The 18,022-nt window shown below is 58.4% G+C and carries 18 protein-coding genes; 11 read left to right on the plus strand and 7 right to left on the minus strand.

What is annotated here, in order from left to right; all coding sequences use genetic code 11:
• Positions 1 to 7: 7 nt before the first annotated feature.
• Together ACNA0I_RS14105 and kce are read left to right on the plus strand one after the other, a co-directional pair.
• Positions 8 to 952: a 3-hydroxyacyl-CoA dehydrogenase gene (locus ACNA0I_RS14105; RefSeq protein ID WP_415806633.1), complete on the plus strand. Its 945-nt coding sequence runs from the start codon at positions 8 to 10 to the stop codon at positions 950 to 952.
• Positions 939 to 1,874: a 3,5-dioxohexanoate:acetyl-CoA acetone transferase gene (gene kce, locus ACNA0I_RS14110; RefSeq protein WP_415806634.1), complete on the plus strand. Its 936-nt coding sequence runs from the start codon at positions 939 to 941 to the stop codon at positions 1,872 to 1,874. Before ACNA0I_RS14105 ends, kce begins: the two co-directional genes overlap by 14 nt.
• A gap of 133 nt (positions 1,875 to 2,007) precedes the next feature.
• Here the strand turns inward: kce and ACNA0I_RS14115 are convergent, their stop codons facing one another.
• Together ACNA0I_RS14115 and ACNA0I_RS14120 are read right to left on the minus strand one after the other, a co-directional pair.
• On the minus strand, positions 2,008 to 3,075 hold the full coding sequence (locus ACNA0I_RS14115; protein ID WP_415806635.1) for a glycerol dehydrogenase: 1,068 nt from the start codon (positions 3,073 to 3,075) through the stop codon (positions 2,008 to 2,010).
• Positions 3,076 to 3,084: 9 nt separating this feature from the next.
• A complete protein-coding gene (locus ACNA0I_RS14120; RefSeq protein ID WP_094820772.1) occupies positions 3,085 to 3,789 on the minus strand; it encodes a GntR family transcriptional regulator in 705 nt (234 codons plus the stop codon).
• A gap of 114 nt (positions 3,790 to 3,903) precedes the next feature.
• Here ACNA0I_RS14120 and ACNA0I_RS14125 point away from each other — a divergent pair, with 114 nt between their 5' ends.
• The 4 genes from ACNA0I_RS14125 (at position 3,904) to ACNA0I_RS14140 (ending at position 8,245) form a co-directional block, all read left to right on the plus strand.
• Positions 3,904 to 4,776, plus strand: a complete 873-nt coding sequence (locus ACNA0I_RS14125) for a transketolase (protein WP_415806636.1) — start codon at positions 3,904 to 3,906, stop codon at positions 4,774 to 4,776.
• 2 nt (positions 4,777 to 4,778) lie between these two features.
• A complete protein-coding gene (locus ACNA0I_RS14130; protein ID WP_415806637.1) occupies positions 4,779 to 5,759 on the plus strand; it encodes a transketolase family protein in 981 nt (326 codons plus the stop codon).
• A gap of 81 nt (positions 5,760 to 5,840) precedes the next feature.
• The gene (locus tag ACNA0I_RS14135) at positions 5,841 to 6,647 is read left to right on the plus strand and encodes a shikimate dehydrogenase family protein (protein ID WP_415806638.1); all 807 of its coding nucleotides are present in this window, start codon (positions 5,841 to 5,843) and stop codon (positions 6,645 to 6,647) included.
• Positions 6,647 to 8,245, plus strand: coding sequence for a GMC family oxidoreductase (locus ACNA0I_RS14140; protein ID WP_415806674.1), 1,599 nt, complete (start codon positions 6,647 to 6,649; stop codon positions 8,243 to 8,245). The genes ACNA0I_RS14135 and ACNA0I_RS14140 overlap by 1 nt, the downstream gene beginning before the upstream one ends.
• A gap of 3 nt (positions 8,246 to 8,248) precedes the next feature.
• Here ACNA0I_RS14140 and ACNA0I_RS14145 read toward each other — a convergent pair whose 3' ends face one another.
• The 5 genes from ACNA0I_RS14145 to ACNA0I_RS14165 all read right to left on the minus strand — a co-directional run bounded on the left by ACNA0I_RS14145 (position 8,249) and on the right by ACNA0I_RS14165 (position 13,548).
• Positions 8,249 to 9,733, minus strand: coding sequence for a SulP family inorganic anion transporter (locus ACNA0I_RS14145; RefSeq protein ID WP_415806639.1), 1,485 nt, complete (start codon positions 9,731 to 9,733; stop codon positions 8,249 to 8,251).
• Positions 9,734 to 10,053: 320 nt separating this feature from the next.
• Positions 10,054 to 11,235, minus strand: coding sequence for an acetylornithine deacetylase (gene argE, locus ACNA0I_RS14150; protein ID WP_415806641.1), 1,182 nt, complete (start codon positions 11,233 to 11,235; stop codon positions 10,054 to 10,056).
• A 50-nt stretch (positions 11,236 to 11,285) separates the two neighbouring features.
• The gene (locus ACNA0I_RS14155; RefSeq protein ID WP_415806642.1) at positions 11,286 to 12,263 is read right to left on the minus strand and encodes a LysR substrate-binding domain-containing protein; all 978 of its coding nucleotides are present in this window, start codon (positions 12,261 to 12,263) and stop codon (positions 11,286 to 11,288) included.
• 179 nt (positions 12,264 to 12,442) lie between these two features.
• Entirely contained in the window at positions 12,443 to 13,114 is a 672-nt protein-coding gene (locus ACNA0I_RS14160) for a DUF1028 domain-containing protein (protein ID WP_415806643.1), read from the minus strand.
• Positions 13,115 to 13,134: 20 nt separating this feature from the next.
• Positions 13,135 to 13,548, minus strand: coding sequence for a RidA family protein (locus tag ACNA0I_RS14165; RefSeq protein ID WP_415806644.1), 414 nt, complete (start codon positions 13,546 to 13,548; stop codon positions 13,135 to 13,137).
• A gap of 280 nt (positions 13,549 to 13,828) precedes the next feature.
• On the opposite strand from ACNA0I_RS14165, the gene ACNA0I_RS14170 reads away from it, so the two are divergent.
• The 5 genes from ACNA0I_RS14170 to ACNA0I_RS14190 all read left to right on the plus strand — a co-directional run bounded on the left by ACNA0I_RS14170 (position 13,829) and on the right by ACNA0I_RS14190 (position 17,881).
• On the plus strand, positions 13,829 to 14,608 hold the full coding sequence (locus ACNA0I_RS14170; RefSeq protein WP_415806645.1) for a maleate cis-trans isomerase family protein: 780 nt from the start codon (positions 13,829 to 13,831) through the stop codon (positions 14,606 to 14,608).
• 71 nt (positions 14,609 to 14,679) lie between these two features.
• Positions 14,680 to 15,477 (plus strand): transporter substrate-binding domain-containing protein, encoded by a 798-nt coding sequence (locus ACNA0I_RS14175; RefSeq protein ID WP_415806646.1) that lies wholly within the window; start codon positions 14,680 to 14,682, stop codon positions 15,475 to 15,477.
• Positions 15,478 to 15,581: 104 nt separating this feature from the next.
• On the plus strand, positions 15,582 to 16,295 hold the full coding sequence (locus ACNA0I_RS14180) for an ABC transporter permease (RefSeq protein WP_415806647.1): 714 nt from the start codon (positions 15,582 to 15,584) through the stop codon (positions 16,293 to 16,295).
• Entirely contained in the window at positions 16,285 to 16,974 is a 690-nt protein-coding gene (locus tag ACNA0I_RS14185; protein WP_415806648.1) for an ABC transporter permease, read from the plus strand. The genes ACNA0I_RS14180 and ACNA0I_RS14185 overlap by 11 nt, the downstream gene beginning before the upstream one ends.
• 115 nt (positions 16,975 to 17,089) lie before the next feature.
• The gene (locus ACNA0I_RS14190; protein WP_415806649.1) at positions 17,090 to 17,881 is read left to right on the plus strand and encodes an amino acid ABC transporter ATP-binding protein; all 792 of its coding nucleotides are present in this window, start codon (positions 17,090 to 17,092) and stop codon (positions 17,879 to 17,881) included.
• The last annotated feature ends 141 nt before the right edge of the window (positions 17,882 to 18,022 follow it).

Genomic DNA, 18,022 nt, shown 5'->3' on the forward strand with positions numbered 1-18,022 from the left:
ATCTCTCATGCGCACTGTTGCCATTATTGGAGCCGGCCTGATAGGACAGGGCTGGGCCATTGTTTTCGCGCGCCGCGGCTGGAATGTCAGGCTGTACGACGTGCAGACCCAAGGGTTGGGCCAGGCTCGAGAATTGATTGTGCAGCAATTGGCCGAGCTGCAACGCTATGGTTTGTTGGACGATATGCAGGCAGCTGCCGACCGTGTCAGTATTGCCGAGTCGTTGCAGGCTGCATTGGCGGGCGCCGATTATGTGCAGGAAAATTCACCGGAACGGCTGGAAATCAAGCGCGCCGTCTTCACCGAACTGGACCGGTATGCCGAACCCCACGCCGTAATCGGCAGCTCGACGTCCAGCCTGCCGGCCAGTGAATATACGGAGTCGTTACCCGGCAGACATCGCTGCCTGGTAGTGCATCCCGTCAACCCGCCGTATTTGATTCCACTGGTCGAGTTGTGCGGGGCTCCGTGGACCTCGCCGCAAACGATAGAAACCGCACGGCGGATCATGCAGGAGCTGGGGCAGAAGCCCATCACGGTCCGGCACGAGATCGAAGGTTTTGTGCTGAATCGTCTGCAGGGAGCGCTATTGCACGAGGCGTTTCGGCTGGCAGCAGCAGGGGTGGCCAGCGCCGAGGACATCGATACCACGATCAAAGACGGCCTGGGCCTGCGGTGGTCGTTCATGGGGCCATTCGAGACTATAGATCTGAATGCGCCTGCGGGCCTGGCAGACTACTGCGCCCGTTATGGCGGCCTGTATCAGTCGATCGGTGCGACTCAGTCTCAACCCGTGCCGTGGGACGAGGCATTGGTGGGATCGCTGGAGCAACAGCGACGAGAGCAATTGCCGGCGAGCCAATTGCAGGAACGCCGATTTTGGCGCGATGATCAGTTGATGAAACTGATGCGTCACAAGAACCAAACTGGAGACGAGCATGGCCAGAGCTAAACCAAAGATCGTTATTACGTGCGCCGTGACGGGCGCGATTCATACGCCCAGCATGTCGCCGCACCTGCCGGTGACCGCTGACGAGATTGCCGAGGCGGCGATTGGCGCAGCCGAGGCTGGCGCAGCGGTGTTGCACTTGCATGCGCGCGATCCCCAGACCGGCAAGCCGTCCCAGGACCCGGAGCTGTTCCGGCCGTTCCTGCAGAAAATCAAGGAACGCACCAACGCCATCATCAACATCACGACGGGTGGCAGCCCGCATATGACGGTAGAGGAACGCATGCGTCCGGCGACCACGTTCAAGCCGGAGCTGGCGTCGCTGAACATGGGGTCGATGAATTTCGGGCTGTTCCCGATGCTGGACCGGTTCAAGGAATTCAAGCACGACTGGGAGCGCGAGCATCTGGAAAACAGCCGCTCGCTGATTTTTCGCAACACCTATCAGGACATCGAATCCATCCTGACGCTGGGCAATCAGAACGGCACGCGTTTTGAGTTCGAGTGCTATGACATCAGCCATTTGTATAACCTGGCGCATTTCGTCGACCGGGGTCTGGTCAAGTCGCCGCCGTTTATTCAGTCGGTGTTCGGCATTCTGGGTGGTATCGGCCCTCATCCCGAAGACCTGATGCACATGAAGCGCACGGCGGATCGCTTGTTCGGCAGCGAATACGAATGGTCCATTCTGGGAGCGGGGCGCAATCAGATTCCGCTGGCCACTATCGGTGCCGCGATGGGATCGAACGTGCGTGTGGGGCTGGAGGATTCGCTATGGATCGGGCCGGGTCAACTTGCCGAATCAAATCGTCTGCAGGTAGAACGGATCCGCACGATCGCAGAGGCCCTGAATCTCGACATTGCCACGCCTGACGAAGCGCGCGAAAAATTGGGATTGAAAGGCGCAGCCAACGTGGCGTTCTAGCGCTGGGCAGGGCGCAGAGAATGTTGTCGAAATATCCTCTGCGCTATGACTGGCGAGGATGTTGCAACGTGGGACTTGCGTAAAGTAATCGTGCAAGTAGCGGGACGTGTGTCCCGCTACAAGATCCTGCACGCTAGCGCCGCCGTAGTGCGTCAATCAGTTCTTGTTCTGTCAGCGTGCGATCGAAATTGGCAGCGTGGCGTGCGGCCAATGTCAACGCGGCGGCTTCGTGCAGCACGGCGTCGTCGATGACGTCTGCCGCGCCCAGTTCGCTCAATCGCGTTGGCAATCCCACCTGCGCATACCAAGCCTGTAAATCGTCCAGCATGGTGTCGGAACGATGTTCCAGATCCAGTTGTACCAACAGCCCCACGGCCACTTGCAGGCCGTGCAAAGCCTGGCCCACGCCTGGAATGCGTGGCAGACCGCGCGTGAGCGCATGGGCGATCGACAGACCGCCGCTTTCGAATCCGAGTCCGCTCATCAAGATCATCGCTTCGACGACTCGCTCAAACGCCGCGGTCGGACGGCCTGTGCCAGCCGCATCCAGCGCCGCCTCGCCATCGGCCAGCAGCGTGCGCATGCAGCCCTCGGCAATCAGTTGCGCCGTCAGCGTGGACGCCGCGCTGAACATGTTCTGTCCTTGATTGCGGAAACACTGCTCGGCCTCGAATTTTTTCGAGATGGCATCGCCCATGCCGGCGCGGAAGAACAGGGCAGGGGCGGTGCTGATGACCTCGGTGTCCACCAGCACAATCGTGGGATTGAACAGCATGTGTTCGACTGCCAGCAGATTGTGATGCGCGTCGTACACGACGTAGTTCTTGCTGGTGGGGGCGTCGTTAGAGGCGACGGTGGGCACAGTGATCAAATGCTGGTGCTGGGCTTTGGCCACGGCCTTGCCCGCGTCCAGCGCCTTTCCCCCGCCCACCGCGATCACCATATCCACGGACTGCGCCTGCGCTCGGGCTCGCAACGAGGCGATCGTGTCCGGCGTCATTTCGCCCTCTACGATGAGGGGAATCAACTCCACGCCTGCCGGCTTGCAGAGATCGGTCAATCGCTCATGCAGTACGCCATAAACATAGCTGTCGATGACCAATGCGGCGCGCCGCCCGAACAACACAGCCGTTTCGCCGAGCGTGCGCAATGCGCCGGGCCCCTGGAAATAGCGGCCCGGACCTCCGAAAACCTTCAGCATGGTGTCTCCCTATTTGCGTGGTGTCGCGCTGAGAAATTGTTGTTCTTTCTCTTTCTCGACCAGCCAGTCGATCATGATCTGTCCGCCCCATACCAGGTCGGCCTGGATCGCTGTGCGGGCAGCTTCGGGATCGCGGGCGATCAAGGCGGTCAGCACGGCCTCGTGACGGTGTTCGTCGGTCGAATAGTCCAAGCCGGCGGTCTTGATATGAAAGACCTTCAGAATGGGGCCCGTGATCACCCAGAACGACTCCACGGTGGCGCGCAGGATGGGTTTGTTGCTGGCCTCGAGGATCGAGAAATGGAATTTGCGATTCAGGGCGCTGGCGCGTTTAGGGTCGGTCGAAGTGCAGGAAATGAATTCCTTTTGCAGCGCGATCAGGTTGTCCAGTTGTTTGCGAGTGATGTTTTTTGCTGCTTCGGCCGCTCCCATGCCCTCGAGGTGAAAACGGATCTGCTGGATTTCCCGCAGCTTTTCCGAGTTCACATAGGGCACGTAGACCGCCGTCGCGGCCTGCATTTCCAGGCCTTGTTCGCTGATCAGACGAAAGATGGCCTCGCGTACAGGCGTAATAGAGACCCCCATTTCCGCGGCCAGTTCGCCGATGATCAGGCGTTCGCCAGGCTCGTATTGCCCATTGATCAGGGCGTTACGGATCTCGTTGTAGACCTTGACGGAGAGGTTTTCTTTTTTGACCGGTTTCAGGCTCGACATGACGTGAAAGCACTTGCAAGTGACGGGACGGGTGAATTCTAGCTTGCCATAGCGCATTATCCGAATTTGGGTATATTATATATCATATATCCTAAAGGGAAAGAGGAGACAGGTATGTCATTGGATGAGCAGAGCCCAGCGGCGCAGCCGCCCACAGCAGAGCAAATTGCGCTGTTGCGTGAAAAGGCGCGCTATATACGCCTGGAAACGATCCGATTGATCGAGATCGCAAAAGTCGGTCACTACAGTTCAGTGTTTTCCTGCGCCGAGATATTTGCCGCGCTGTACTACGACGTGATGCGCCTGCGCGCGGGCGAGCCCGATTGGCCGGATCGCGATCGATTCCTGATGGGCAAGGGACATGCGGCCGTGGGTCTGTTCCCCGTGCTGGCGGATCATGGATTCATCTCGCGCGAATTGCTGGATGGCTATACGCGGCTGGGCAGCCCGTTGGGAGACCATCCGGACATGACCAAGGTGCCGGGCATTGATTTCAGCTCGGGCTCGATCGGACATGCGCTGTCCAACGGCATTGGGATGGCCTTGGGGGGCCGCATGAACCAGCGCTCCTATCACGTATTTGTCATGCTCGGTGATGGCGAGATGCAAGAGGGCCAGGTATGGGAGGCAGCATTGTTCGCCGGCCACAACAAGCTCTCGCGCTTGATCGCCATCATTGACCGCAACGGCTATCAACTGGACGGCAAGGTCGATGATGTTGTAGGGGTCGAGTCGTTGCGCGATAAATGGACCGCGTTTGGATGGGAGGTGCACGAGGTCGATGGCCATGACCTGAATGCCTTGACGCACACCCTGCGCAAGCTCAAGGCCGATGGCGCACGTCAAAAGCCTGCGTGCCTGATTGCCCGGACGGTCAAGGGGCGAGGCGTGTCGTTCATGGAAACCGAGCCCGGTTGGCACTTGGGCTATCTGGCGCCCGCCGATGCACAGATCGCCATCGACGAAATCCAATCGCAGGAGATCTGAACATGCCGCACACCTTGAGTCCAGAGTCTTGGCAGTATCGCGCCCTGAATGCGATGAATCCCGGACTGAGCTATCTGTCCAACGCCCTCATTGACTTGGCCCGCGAAGGCCATCCGGTCGTGGCGGGATCCGCCGACTTGCAGTATTCGAATGGCCTGAATCGTTTTGCCGCCGCATATCCGGATCGCTACGTGCAGTTTGGCATTTCCGAACAAAACATGGTGTCGGCCGCGGCCGGTCTGGCGACAACGGGGATGATGCCGTTTGTAGCGACATTCGCATCGTTTCTGGGATTGCTTTGCTGCGAACAAATTCGCATGGATGTCGCGTACACGAAACTGCCCGTGCGGCTGATCGGCCATCATACGGGGATCAGCCTGGGATTCTACGGAACGTCGCATCACGCCACAGAGGACATTTCGACCATGCGCGCGATCGCCGGACTGACGGTGGTGTCGCCAGCAGATGGCGCGCAATTAGCGTCGGCCATCAAGGCCTCGGTTCATTGGCCGGAGCCGATTTATTTCCGGATCGGCCGTGGCCGAGATCCCGAGGTGTATCCGGATGGCGTTCCGTTCGAATTCGGCCGTGCCATTGAGCATAGCTTGGGCCGTGATTTGAACATCATTGCCTGCGGTATTACCGTCAGCGCGGCTTTGCAGGCTGCGCAGGCGTTGCAGGGCCAAGGCTATTCCGTGGGAGTGATAGATATGCCCACGATCAAGCCGCTGGACCGTGATGCGGTACTCAAAGCCGCAAGCGCATCATCGTGCTTGATGACGGTAGAGGAACACAATGTATTGGGCGGGCTCGGATCGGCCGTCGCAGAAGTCCTGGCCGATATCGGGAGCGCGACGCGTCTGCGCCGGCACGGTATCTATGATGAATACAGCTTGATTGCGCCGCCGACCACCTTGTATGCCCATTACAAGCTGGACGCTGAGGGGATAGTAGCCGTGGCGTTGGATCAATTACGGTCTTGATGTTTCGATCTTGGTTACGCCATGCGTTGTATCGCTGTATGGCGTGCGCCGACATTGATAAGTGCACAAAGGAATGACAACGTGAAAGAAATCACCGGTACGACTCGTCTGTACGGCATTTTGGCCGATCCCATTCATCACGTGAAAACACCTCAGCGATTGAATGAGTATTTTGCGCAGCTTGGTCATGATGGCGTGTGTGTGCCGTTTCATGTGACGCCAGACACCTTGGCGACTGTGGTTGCGGGCTTGCGGCAATTGCGCAATCTGGGCGGGTTCATTGTCACCGTGCCACATAAAACTGCCATTTTGCAGCTGGCGGACTCGGCCTCCGATGCGACGGCATTGATAGGCGCGGCCAATGTGGTGCGCCGCGAGCCTGATGGACGATTGGTGGCGGACATGCTCGATGGCGAGGGCTTTGTGCGCGGTGTGCTGACAGCCGGTCATGAGCTGCAAGGCAAGACCGCCTATATGGCCGGGGCAGGGGGCGCGGCAAACGCGATTGCTTTTGCGTTGGTCAAGGCGGGCGTGGCCAGCCTGACGATCGCGAACCGCACGAGTGCCAAGGCGCTCGATCTGAAGCAGCGTATTTTGACGCTGTATCCCGATGCGCAGATTCAGGTGGGCACACCGGACCCGTCAGGTCATCAGATCGTGGTCAACGCCACGTCATTGGGGTTGGCCGATGGCGATGCCTTGCCGCTGGATGTCAGCCGCTTGACGCCGGACCAACTGGTGTGCGAGATCATCATGCAGCCCAAGGACACGGCTTTGCTGCAGGCCGCACAGGCGCGGGGATGCCGTGTTCATTATGGAGCCCCCATGTTGGCGTGTCAGATTCCGCTGATGGCTCAGGCGCTGGGCGTGCCGGGGGCCGGGCAGTGATGCATCAGTACGACTTCATCATCGCAGGCGGCGGGACGGCCGGCTGTATCCTGGCCAATCGATTGACGGCCGACGGCAAGTATCGCGTGCTGATGCTGGAGGCTGGCACGGACGCTCGCAGCATGTGGATCTCGATTCCTGCCGGCTTTAGCAAACTGCTGGTGAATCCGGTATTCAACTGGCGATTCCAGACCGAGCCAGAGGACAACGTACTAGGTCGAACCATCTCTGTGCCGCGAGGCAAGGGCATCGGTGGCTCTACCCTGATCAACGGCATGATCTATGTGCGTGGCCAACCGCACGATTATGACGCCTGGCGCGATGACGGCGCCGAGGGATGGGGCGCGGCGGATGTCGCGCCATACTTTCAAAAAATCGAGAACTATGCGTTGGGCGGCCCGAATCGGGGTACATCCGGACCCATGCATATTGAACAGGTATCCGAGCGCTATCCTATCGCCGATGCCTTTCTGGCGGCTGCGCAAGAGGATGGCCAGCCCATTAATGCCGACTACAACAGTACCGATCAAGAGGGCTTTGGCTATTATCAGGTCGTGCAGCATCGCGGCCGTCGCTGGAGCGTGGTCGACGGCTATCTGAAACCCGCATCAGGCCGCAAGAACCTGACAGTGATCAGCGGTGCGCACGTGTTGCGCCTGCTGTTTGAGGGGCAGCGCTGTGCGGGCGTGGTTTACCAGAAAGATGGCCAGCAACACACTGTGCGTTCGAACCGTGAGACGCTGCTGTGCATGGGGGCGATTCAGACACCGCAGGTGCTGGAGCTGTCTGGCGTAGGTGACCCCGAGAGATTGCGAAAGCTGGGCATCGACGTGGTGCATGCGCAACCTCGCGTTGGAGAGAACTACATCGATCATTTCGCCACGCGAATGAACTGGCGTGTACGTGGCACGGTGACACTGAACGAAATGTCCAGAGGGTGGCGCCTGGCCAATCAGGTCCTGCGGTATTACGCGTCGCATAAAGGCATACTGACGCTGGGTACCGGCCTGGTGCATGGCTTTGTAAAGTCTGCACCGGATCTGCCGGCCCCCGACGTGCAGTACTTCTTTGTGCACGCCAGTTATGCGAACGCGGCGGAGCGCATTCTGGATCGTCATCCCGGCATGACGATAGGTGTGGCACAACTGAGGCCCCAGTCCGTGGGCAGCATCCATATCAAAAGTGCTGATCCATTCGCGGCGCCCGCAATACGCCCCAATTTTTTGAATGCCGAAGAGGATCGCGCGAGCTTGGTGCGAGGGATGCAGGTGGCGCGGCGCATTGTGGCGCAGCCTAGTATGCAGCCATATATCGAACAGGAAACCAGCCCGGGGGCGGCGGTGCAGACGGACGATGAATGGCTGGATTTTGCGCGCCGGAACGGACAAACCATTTATCACCCGATAGGCACATGCCGCATGGGGACAGACGCCACCGCGGTGACGGATCCCCGTTTGCGGGTACGCGGAATAGCGGGCCTGCGCGTAGTGGATGCGTCAGTCATGCCGCGCATGGTGTCCGGTAATACGCAGGCCGCTGTGATGATGGTGGCGGAGAAAGCGGCGGATCTTATTCTGGAGGATGTCCGGGCACGATAATTCCTAATGCGAGAGGGATTGCGCGGCCGTCGCTCCCTGCTTGTCATGCGTCGCGTATTTCTCGATCATCGTCGCGCTGGCGCGGTTCAGTCCTGTGACGGTCATGTCGATACCGTTGCGGCGGAATTTATGAACGATGCGATCCAATGCCTCGATCGCGGTGATGTCCCAGAAATGGGCATGCGACAGGTCCAGGCGTACGGATGAAATCGTTTCTTTGAAATCAAATTCCGATACCAGTGCTTCGGACGAGGCAAAGAAGACTTGGCCGCGTACTCGGTAGTGGCGCTCCCCCGTTTGCGGATCTACGGTGGAGTCCACCGTCAGAATCCGGCGAGCTTTTTCGGTGAAGAAGATCGCACTCAGCAGTACGCCCAGGCCTACGCCAATGGCGAGGTTATCTGTCGATACTACTGCAGCGACCGTCGCCAACATGACCACCGACGAGGTCTTGGGATTGGTTTTCAAGCGGGTAATGGAGCGCCAGTCAAACGTGCTGATCGACACCATGATCATCACGGCAACCAAGGCGGCCATCGGAATCTGTTGGACCCAGGGGCCCAGGAATACAACGAGCACCAGCAGGAAAGCGCCCGCGACAAAGGTGGACAGACGGCCGCGGCCACCCGATTTCAGGTTGATGACGGTCTGGCCGATCATGGCGCAACCGGGCATCCCGCCTAAAAATCCCGCGACGATGTTGGCGCAGCCCTGGCCGCGGCATTCGCGGTTTTTGCTGCTGGGCGTATCGGTGAAATCATCGACGATGCTGGCCGTCATGAGTGATTCGAGCAGACCGACCAGAGCGATACTGACCGAATAGGGAAAGATGATGCCCAAGGTATCCAGCGAGAACGGGACCTCGGGAAAGGCAAAAATTGGCAGCTCGTCCGGGAATGCCCCCATGTCGCCGACGGTGGGCACATCCAGATGCAGCGTCATGGAGATCGCTGTCAAGACGATGATGCAGATGAGCGGCGACGGCACGGCCTTGGTCAGGCGCGGCAAGAGATAAATGATGGCCAGGCCGCCTGCGACCATGGCATAAACGTAGGGCGGCACGTTGTGCAGCTGGGGCAACTGAGCCAGAAAGATCAGAATGGCCAGCGCATTGACAAAGCCGGTGATGACGGAGCGTGACACGAAGCGCATCAACGATCCCAGTCCCAGAAAGCCTGCGCCGATTTGCAGCAGTCCGGCCAGGATGCCCGCGGCCAGGACGTATTCCACGCCGTGATTCTTGACCAGGGATCCAATCAACAGCGCCACAGCGCCGGTCGCCGCAGAGATCATCCCTGGCCGACCACCCGCGATCGCGGAGACGACGGCAATGCTGAACGCGGCATAAAGGCCGACTTTAGGCTCAACGCCTGCAATGATGGAAAAGGCGAGAGCCTCGGGGATAAGCGCCAGCGCGACCACAATGCCGGCCAGGATGTCGCCTCGAATGTTGGAGAACCATTCGTCGCGTAGAGAATGCGTGTGCATGAAAGGGCCTAAAGAGAAAATATGGAGCAGGCCGGCAGGAAGGCGTGATGGGACGTGAGTTGCGCAAACGAAGTGATTTCGTCACAGAGGGCGGCAAACGGCCCTGAAACACATCAGATGCTGAGGGAGAATCACGGCGGCGCCAATATAGGCGCACGCAAACCACGAACGTCCTGTCCGGTCAGGGAGATGACAGAAAAGGGTTCGTGGCGCAGTTACATGGGTAGAAGGGGCTGGCGGGTTGGATCGCACGCGGCGCGGTGAGCGCCAGCGTTTTCAAGTGGGCCGAATTTTAGGCGATTGTTTGCAATGCGTCCAATTCAGTCTGGCGAGCAGAGGTATTCCGTCAGTCGAGACAGCATCAAATCGCAGGCCGCGATTTGCGAAATTTCCACGTATTCGTCGGCTTTATGTGCGACTTCGATACTGCCGGGGCCACAGACCAAGACGGGTGTCTGATCCCATTGTTGGCGAAACAGGCCGCCTTCGGTGCCAAAGGCAACCTTGGTGCGCGCGGTGTCTGGAGGCAGCAGGGACGTGAGCAAGCGGACTGCCGATGAGTCTTCGTCAGTGGCGAGGCCTGGATAGGCGTTGATCAGTCGAACATCCGGCGGGGCGGCGTCGGGATGCGAGTTATTGGCCGTCATCCGTGCTCGCGTGACTTCCAGAATGTGGGACAGGATTTGCGCGGGGTCGTCTTCTGACACGTTGCGGATTTCGAAATCGAGTTCGCATTCTTCAGGAACAATATTCAGCGCACGTCCTCCGCGTATCGTGCCAACGTGCACGGTCGAGTAGGGAATGGCATAGCCGTCTTCTTGAGGGCCTGACTCGGCAAGTTCCTGCTGGACTTCGCGCAACGCGGTAATGAGATCGGTTGCGGTATGAATGGCATTGACAAATCGCGGCGCCAAGCCGGAGTGGCCAGCTTGGCCGCAACACATTGCACGATAGGCGGCTTTGCCCTTATGACCTGTACCGATTTTCATGAGTGTCGGTTCGCCGACGATGCACAGCGAGGGAGCGGGCAGTTTGCCTTCCAGTGCGCGCAAGAGATGGCGTACGCCTACGCAGCCGATTTCCTCATCAAAGGACAGCGCCAGCAATAGTGGGCGTTTCAAGGGTTGACGCGCCGCATTGATCATGGCGACGACGGCACAGGCGACAAAGCCTTTCATGTCCGAACTGCCCCGCCCATAAATGCGGCCATCACGTTCGGTAGCCTCGAAGGGCGGAAAAGTCCACGGCTGCCCCTTTGCCGGGACGACGTCGGTATGGCCTGACAGCAGGACCCCGGCGGTATCCTGTGGCCCGACACTGGCGAATAAATTGCAGCGCGAGGCGTCTTGTGGATCCGATACCAGAGTTGATGCGATGCCGGCCTCGCTCAATAACGCCTGTACGCGTGCCATCAGATCAGCATTCGGGGTCAAGGATACTGAGGGAAAGGCAATCAGTTCGCGCAGCAAGTCAAGGCTGCTCAAGGACGAAGTGTTGTTCATAGAAGGGCGCGTAAAGGATGATGGGGCGTGAACAGTACCGTGATGATAGATCAGGTTTTTTGGCTTTCGGTCCTGTTGGATAAATGGGGGTCAAAGAAACTCGCCGCGCTCATCCCGGGAATGTATTGATCGGAGATATAGGCGCGGCAGCGTTGCATGAAGGCTTGTGTCAGGCGGGATGGCTTCATCGGCTTGTAGGTGGCGAGACCGAGCAACATCGGTCGTTGTTCGCCGACCAGGCGCAGGCGTACGAGCCGTTTTCCATCCAGAGATTGTGTGGATTTGGGGCGCACGTTGAACAAGGCGTAGCCGATGCCATTGGCGACCATGGATCGGACGACGTCCTCCGAGCGGGAGCGTGCGACGATATTGGGCTCGACGCCGGCCTTGGCATAGAGCGACGTGAAATACTCCTTGCTCATGGGCAGGTCCAGCAGCACCATGGGTTGCGGGGCCAATTCCTCAAGCGTGACCGCCAGTTGCTGTGCCAGCGGATGCAATTCGCTAACCAGCACGTGCGGTGGCAGACGTGCCAGGGTTTCAAAGCCGATTTCGTCGCCCAGTTGCAGGTCATAGGTCAGGGCGACGTCGATTTCCAGCGTGTGCAGCTTTTGAATCAGGTCTTGCTGATTGCCTTCGGCCATATGTAATTCGACCGTGTCAAAGGCGCGCGAAAAGCCAAAAATGACTTCAGGCGCGACCATGGCCGCCAGCGACTGAAAACACCCCACGCGGAGTACGCCGCGCAGAGTATCGCTGGAATCCGACGCGATTTCGTAAAGGCGAGAGGCGCGCTCCAGCAGGTCTTCGCATTCCTGCATCACTTGAGTGCCTACTGTGGTCAGCGCCAGGCCCTTGGACGGATGCCGTACAAATAACTGCGTGCCTAATTCGGTTTCTATGTGCGCAATAGCGGCCGAAATAGAGGGAGGCGAAATATGAATCTGGGCGGAGGCCGCAGCAATGCTGCCGTGTTTGGCAGTGGCTACAAAGTACTCCATCTGGCGCAGAGAAATGCGATTGAGCATGATAGCAACGGAATGGAATCGAGTTGAGTGAATACCAAGCGGTATCCGCGCTGTGGCTGAGATGTCATCAGCGTTGGCGCCGGACCCCGCCGGCTGCGATATCGCAGTGTATCCACTCCGTCCGGTCCGAGGTGATAGCGAGCCTCATGTGCGACAGGCGCTGCAGGCTATCCGCACGATCAGAGATCGCCGGGCACGCCAAAGCTCGGCGCCGCACGAGGATCGTGCGCTCGTGTGATGTAGTCTTGTACCTGCGGTTCATAGACTTTCCACGTCGCGTATAGCGCCTGGACGGGGTCTGCTTCTACCCAATCCAGGCGCAGGTCTACCATGGGCCAATCCAGTTCACCATAGACCAGAAGGCCCGCGGAATGGACCGGACCCTCTTCTCCGCCTGCCTCCTGCCCGGCCAGCATGGCCTGCATCAGCCGTTCGGCCAACGAGCCTGGCGCGCTTTCGAAGGCGGAAAGCATGGCAACTGGTACTTCCAGCGACGCTAACATGTTGCCCGCGCAAGCAGCGTGTTCGCCTGCCGCGCTGGACAAGGTGCCCAAGGCGCTTTCGCCTGTAAAAATAGCCGGTGGGTGGGTCGCGTCGATGGCCATTAATTGACGGTAAGCGATGAAAGGGCGTTGTTGCAGCGCTTTGAGAGCGAGCTCGGGCGTTTTCCCCGCGGCCATCAAGTCCAGGGCGAGAGGCCCCAGGCTCGGATCAGTAATGTTCTGACTGACTGCGGCACCCACCCCGGATCGGGCACGGATACAGCGTGACGCGACCGCAGGGGAGGAGGAGGCGACGGCCGCGCCGAATTGGCCCGTGGCAGGACACCGCGCAATGATCGAGAAAGTCATAATCGGAGCCTGGATCGAGGTTAATCGGGGATGACGGCGGTGGCGTCGATTTCTACCAGCCATTCCGGACGGGCCAGGGCAGAGACAACAATCCCCGTGGAAACCGGGAACACACCTTTGAGCCAGCGTCCAACGACTCGGTACACCGATTCGCGATAGCGAGGGTCAATGAGATAGATGGTGATTTTGCAGATGTGCTCGAGTTCGCCGCCGGCTTCCTTGAGCAGCATGGCGATGTTTGCCATCGCCTGTTCCGCCTGGCCGGCGGCATCACCGATGCATACGCTTTCCGAGGTCTCCAGGTTTTGCCCGATCTGACCGCGTAGAAAGACCGTACTGCCACGTGCGACAACGGCCTGGCAGAGGTCGTTATCCAGATTCTGTTCGGGATAGGTTGCCTTGGTATTAAAGGTGCGGATACGGGTGTGTTTCATAGTGGTCCACGATGAGTGAATGCGTGCCATGCGCGTTGTCGGGCGGGGGTGCCGCTCAGGCGAGGGTCTTCATAGTCAGCCTCAGCGAGGATCACGCCAATTTGTTTTTTCCGGTGGGCGGTCTCGGAATTTCCGACCATGGACGCGACGGGCGCGAGTGGGACAGCGGCGTCAGGAAAGTCGAGTCATTCCTAAGGAAAAGGCGAATTGGCCGGGTGGGTGGTGCCTTTCATACTTGCTTGCAGCTGAAGGGAACCAGCCCGATCACAAGAGGAATTTAATGACTCAACAACACGCAATGCCGCGATTTCGCTATGACGGTGCGGGAAATATGGCCCGTATCGGATTGATCTACATCGCATCCAGTGTGGTCATGGAAGAAGAAATGTGGGCCATGTCTGCACCTGGGGTTTCCACTCATACTGCCCGGATCAAGTTGCCGAAAGTCACGGTGCAGGGCATCGAGGAAATGATGAACGCACCGGAGTTGGAGCAGGCCGCCCGTCTGGCCGGTGCGGCGCCTATCGACGTGCTGCTATTCGGTGGAACCAGCGCCTCTTTCTTGCACGGAACGGCTTATGACCATTCGTTGATCGAGAAGCTGCGCCAATGGGTACCGGGGGTTCACGTCACAACAGCCTCTACCGCTACGTTGGCAGCGTTGAAAAAGGTCAAGGCTGGCAAAGTGGCGCTTGCCACCCCGTATCTACCGGAGATTCACGAACGCGCCATCCGCTTTCTCTCGGAGAACGGTCATGAGGTAGTGAAAAGTGCCTATCTGGGGATTTCCGATGATCACGCGCTGGCCGAAGTGCCGCTGGAAAAGGTGTATGAACATGTGCTGTCGGTTGATCATCCTGACGCCAGCGCCATTTTCGTCTCGTGCACCAATTTCAGAACCGTGGGCGCCATCGAGGCGCTGGAGCAGCGCCTGGGCAAACCCGTGATTTCCGCGATCCAGGCGTCATTCTGGCATTGCCTGGCGTTGACAGGCGCGGCAGGCGCAAACCCCGGTTATGGCGAATTATTTGTCGGCAACATCGCGCCAGAGAGCAAGTAGTGAAGTCTGTCACTCATTCTGCTTGACGGTTTGTTGATCATTCCAAGTAAATAACGCAAGGGGAATTCAAGATGGGTAAGGGTCAGATTTTCGTGTCAATGGGAGCAGTCGTCGCGACGTTGCTGGCAGGGGCGATGTCGCCTGCCTCGGCGGAAAAGCTGGTGCTGGGTAACGAGGGCAGCTATCCGCCTTTCAGTATGGTCGCGGCTTCGGGTCAACTCACAGGGTTCGAGCCCGATCTCGCGCGGGAAATGTGTAAACGCATGAACGTAGAGTGTGAAATCGTCGTGATGGATTTCAAGGGGCTGATTCCCGCGCTGTTGCAGAGCAAGCTGGATGCGGTCGCGACACAGACCAAGCCGCTGCCCGAGCGAAAGGCCAAAGTCCTGTTCGGCAGGCCCGTGTTGTTCAATCCGGATTCCTATGTGATACCTGCGGACAAGGATTACACGTTTACGAAAGAGGGTTTGAAAGGCGTGCGTATCGGGCTGCAACGCGGGTCTGCGCAGGCCAAGTATGTGGCGGAGACGTTCGGCGATGCGGTACAGGTGGTGTTTTACGACAATCCTGACCAAATACGCCTGGATCTCGCCAGCGGGCGCCTGGATATGAGCCTGGGGCCCAAGATCAGTTGGACGAACGAGTTCTTGTCTAAACCTGCAGGAAAGAACTGGAAATTTGCCGGCGGGGATCTATGGACAGGGGGCGGTGAGGCTGGTTCCAGTTGGATCGCCCGCAAGGATAGTCAGGCCTTGCTCGACAGGATGAACCAATCCATCGACAGCATTATCCGCGATTGCACCTTCACGAAGTTGCGCAAGCAATACATGGAGGTCGAACTGTTGCCAGAAGAGGCCGCCTGCCGGTAGACGGCCGACGGGCACAGACCATCATGCGCTGGCGCGCATGATGGTCCTGGCAGGTTGTCGGGCTCGAACGAGCTCAATGTCTCTATGTTCACAAGGATATTCCCATGCCTCTGATGGGGTTTGTGCAACAAATGGGTATCGGGGCGCTGATGACGATTCAGGTTGCGGTGTGCGCCTATCTGCTGGCGCTCGCCATCGGCGTGCTGTTTGCGCTGGTCACGCTCAAGCCCAATAGCTTGATGCGGATCGTCTGGGTGCCTTATGCCTCGGTTTTCACGGGCGTTCCTTCGTTGCTGATCGCCTTTCTTTTCTTTTATGCCGGGTCCGGCATGCTCAATAGCCTGGGTGCGCTGGGCGGGATGGACCTGCAGATCGAAATTACGCCCTTTATGGCGGCCGTTACCGCATTGGGCATGGTATACGGCGCCTATTTGACGGATCTGATCCGCAGCGCCATTCAGAATGTGCCACGCGGGCAGTTTGAGGCCTCAGATGTATTGCTGGTGCCGCGACGCGTGACGTGGGTCAAAATCATTTTGCCGCAGGTACTGCGCCTGGCACTGCCGGGTATGACCAATATGTGGATTGTGGTGCTAAAGGATACCGCGCTGATTTCGCTGATCGGCCTCAAAGAGATCATGGCCTATGCGAAGTTGGCCTCGGGAGTAACCAAAGAGCCCTTTGTCTATTATCTGCTGGCGTCCGTCTTTTTCCTGGGCATGACATGGTTGACTTATTTTGTGGCCAGGCGAATAGAGAATTGGACCGAGTGTGGTTTCCGGCCCATGGCGGCCAAAGGACGCGCTCATGCACTTTGACGTCGAAATCGCGTGGGCCAGCCTGCCTGCCTTGTTCAAAGGTTTGGGAACGACATTGACTGTGTTGATCCCGGTGTTGATCCTGGGGCTGTTGTTTGCCTTGCCCGTCGCTTTGGCGCGTCTGCAATCGGGACCGAGATCGACCTTTGCCGCCATGTATATCGGGTTCTTTCGGGGTGTGCCGAGTCTGGTCTTGCTCTATCTGATCTATAGCGGGCTGCCGCAACTGACGATCGTTCGCGATACGTTTTTATGGTCTTTGTTTTCCAATGCCTATGTCTGCGCGTGGTTGGGCCTGGCGCTGACTCATTCGGGATTCATGGCGGAGATTATCCGTGGAGGATTGGCCGCGATCCCGGCTGGGACCATCGAGGCAGCAGCCACGCTGGGGTTGACGCCCAGGCAGATCTTGTTTCGCCTGCGCCTGCCGATGGCGGCGCGCTACGTACTCAAGGCTTATCAGAATGAACTGCTCATCATGGTCAAGAGCACTGCAGCGGTGAGTGCGATTACTTTGGTGGATCTGACATCTGCAGCCAATACCGTGTTCGACTACACCTACGATCCGTTTACCCCGTTGATGACGGCGGCAGCGATCTATTGGTGTGTCATCAACACGCTGCGTTTTGGTTTTGCCACGGCGGATCGAAAGCTCAACCGCCATCTGGTCAAGACCTGAGCCCGGAAAGGGGCCGCCGTACCGTCACCTCCGTTATCCTGGCGGCGCCCTTGCGTTGATCAATGAGGACATTCCCTCGCTACTTCTGTCTAGGCACACTGACATGCAAGCTGCAATGAATACATCGCTGCGGGTTGGGGCTATTAATCCGAACGTCCCAGACGCACCAACCGACGCGCAGGCTGCGATCTCCATCAGAGAACTGAATAAGTTTTATGGCTCGTTCCAGGCGCTGCGCCAGATCAATCTGGAGATTGCCAATGGCGAGATTGTCGTTCTGTGCGGGCCGTCTGGCTCGGGAAAATCTACGCTCATTCGTTGTGTCAATCACCTGGAACCCCATGATTCAGGCCAGATTCACGTCAATGGCGCGAGACTGACACCGCGAGCCGCGGACATCGAGCAGGTCCGCCGTCAGTTGGGTATGGTGTTTCAGAGTTTTAATCTCTTTCCGCACATGACGGTGCTGGAGAATTGTACGTTTGCGCTGCGGTTGGCGTTGAAGATGCCGACGAAGGAGGCGGAGTCGGTCGCCTGCGGATACCTGGAAAAGGTCAACGTGCTCGAACAGGCGGACAAGTATCCGATGCAATTGTCCGGCGGGCAGCAGCAACGCGTCGCCATCGCGAGGGCGCTTTGCCTGAAGCCCCGCATCATGCTTTTTGATGAGCCAACTTCCGCGTTGGACCCGGAATCTGTAGGGTCGGTTTTGCGCATTATGGAAGATCTGGCGGCGACCGGTATCACCATGGTCTGCGTGACGCACGAGATGGGCTTCGCGCGGCGCGTGGCGGATCGCTGCGTGTTCATGGAACGCGGTGAAATCGTGGAGGAAGCCGATTCGGATTGCTTTTTCAATACCCCCAAAAGCGAGCGGCTGAAATACTTTCTCGAGCAGGTGTTGTGAACGAGGCGAACGCCCTGGGCCGTCAGGAAAGGTGAGCCATTCCAAAGGAAAAGGCGAATTGGCCCACTCGGAGCTCTCTCGCATCATTATGGCTGCTCCATTCGGAACTTGGACGCATCTAAACAATACAAGGGGTATGAA

Origin of the sequence: Bordetella muralis, from assembly GCF_965139205.1 — a bacterium.
GTDB classification, from domain to species: domain Bacteria; phylum Pseudomonadota; class Gammaproteobacteria; order Burkholderiales; family Burkholderiaceae_B; genus Bordetella_A; species Bordetella_A muralis.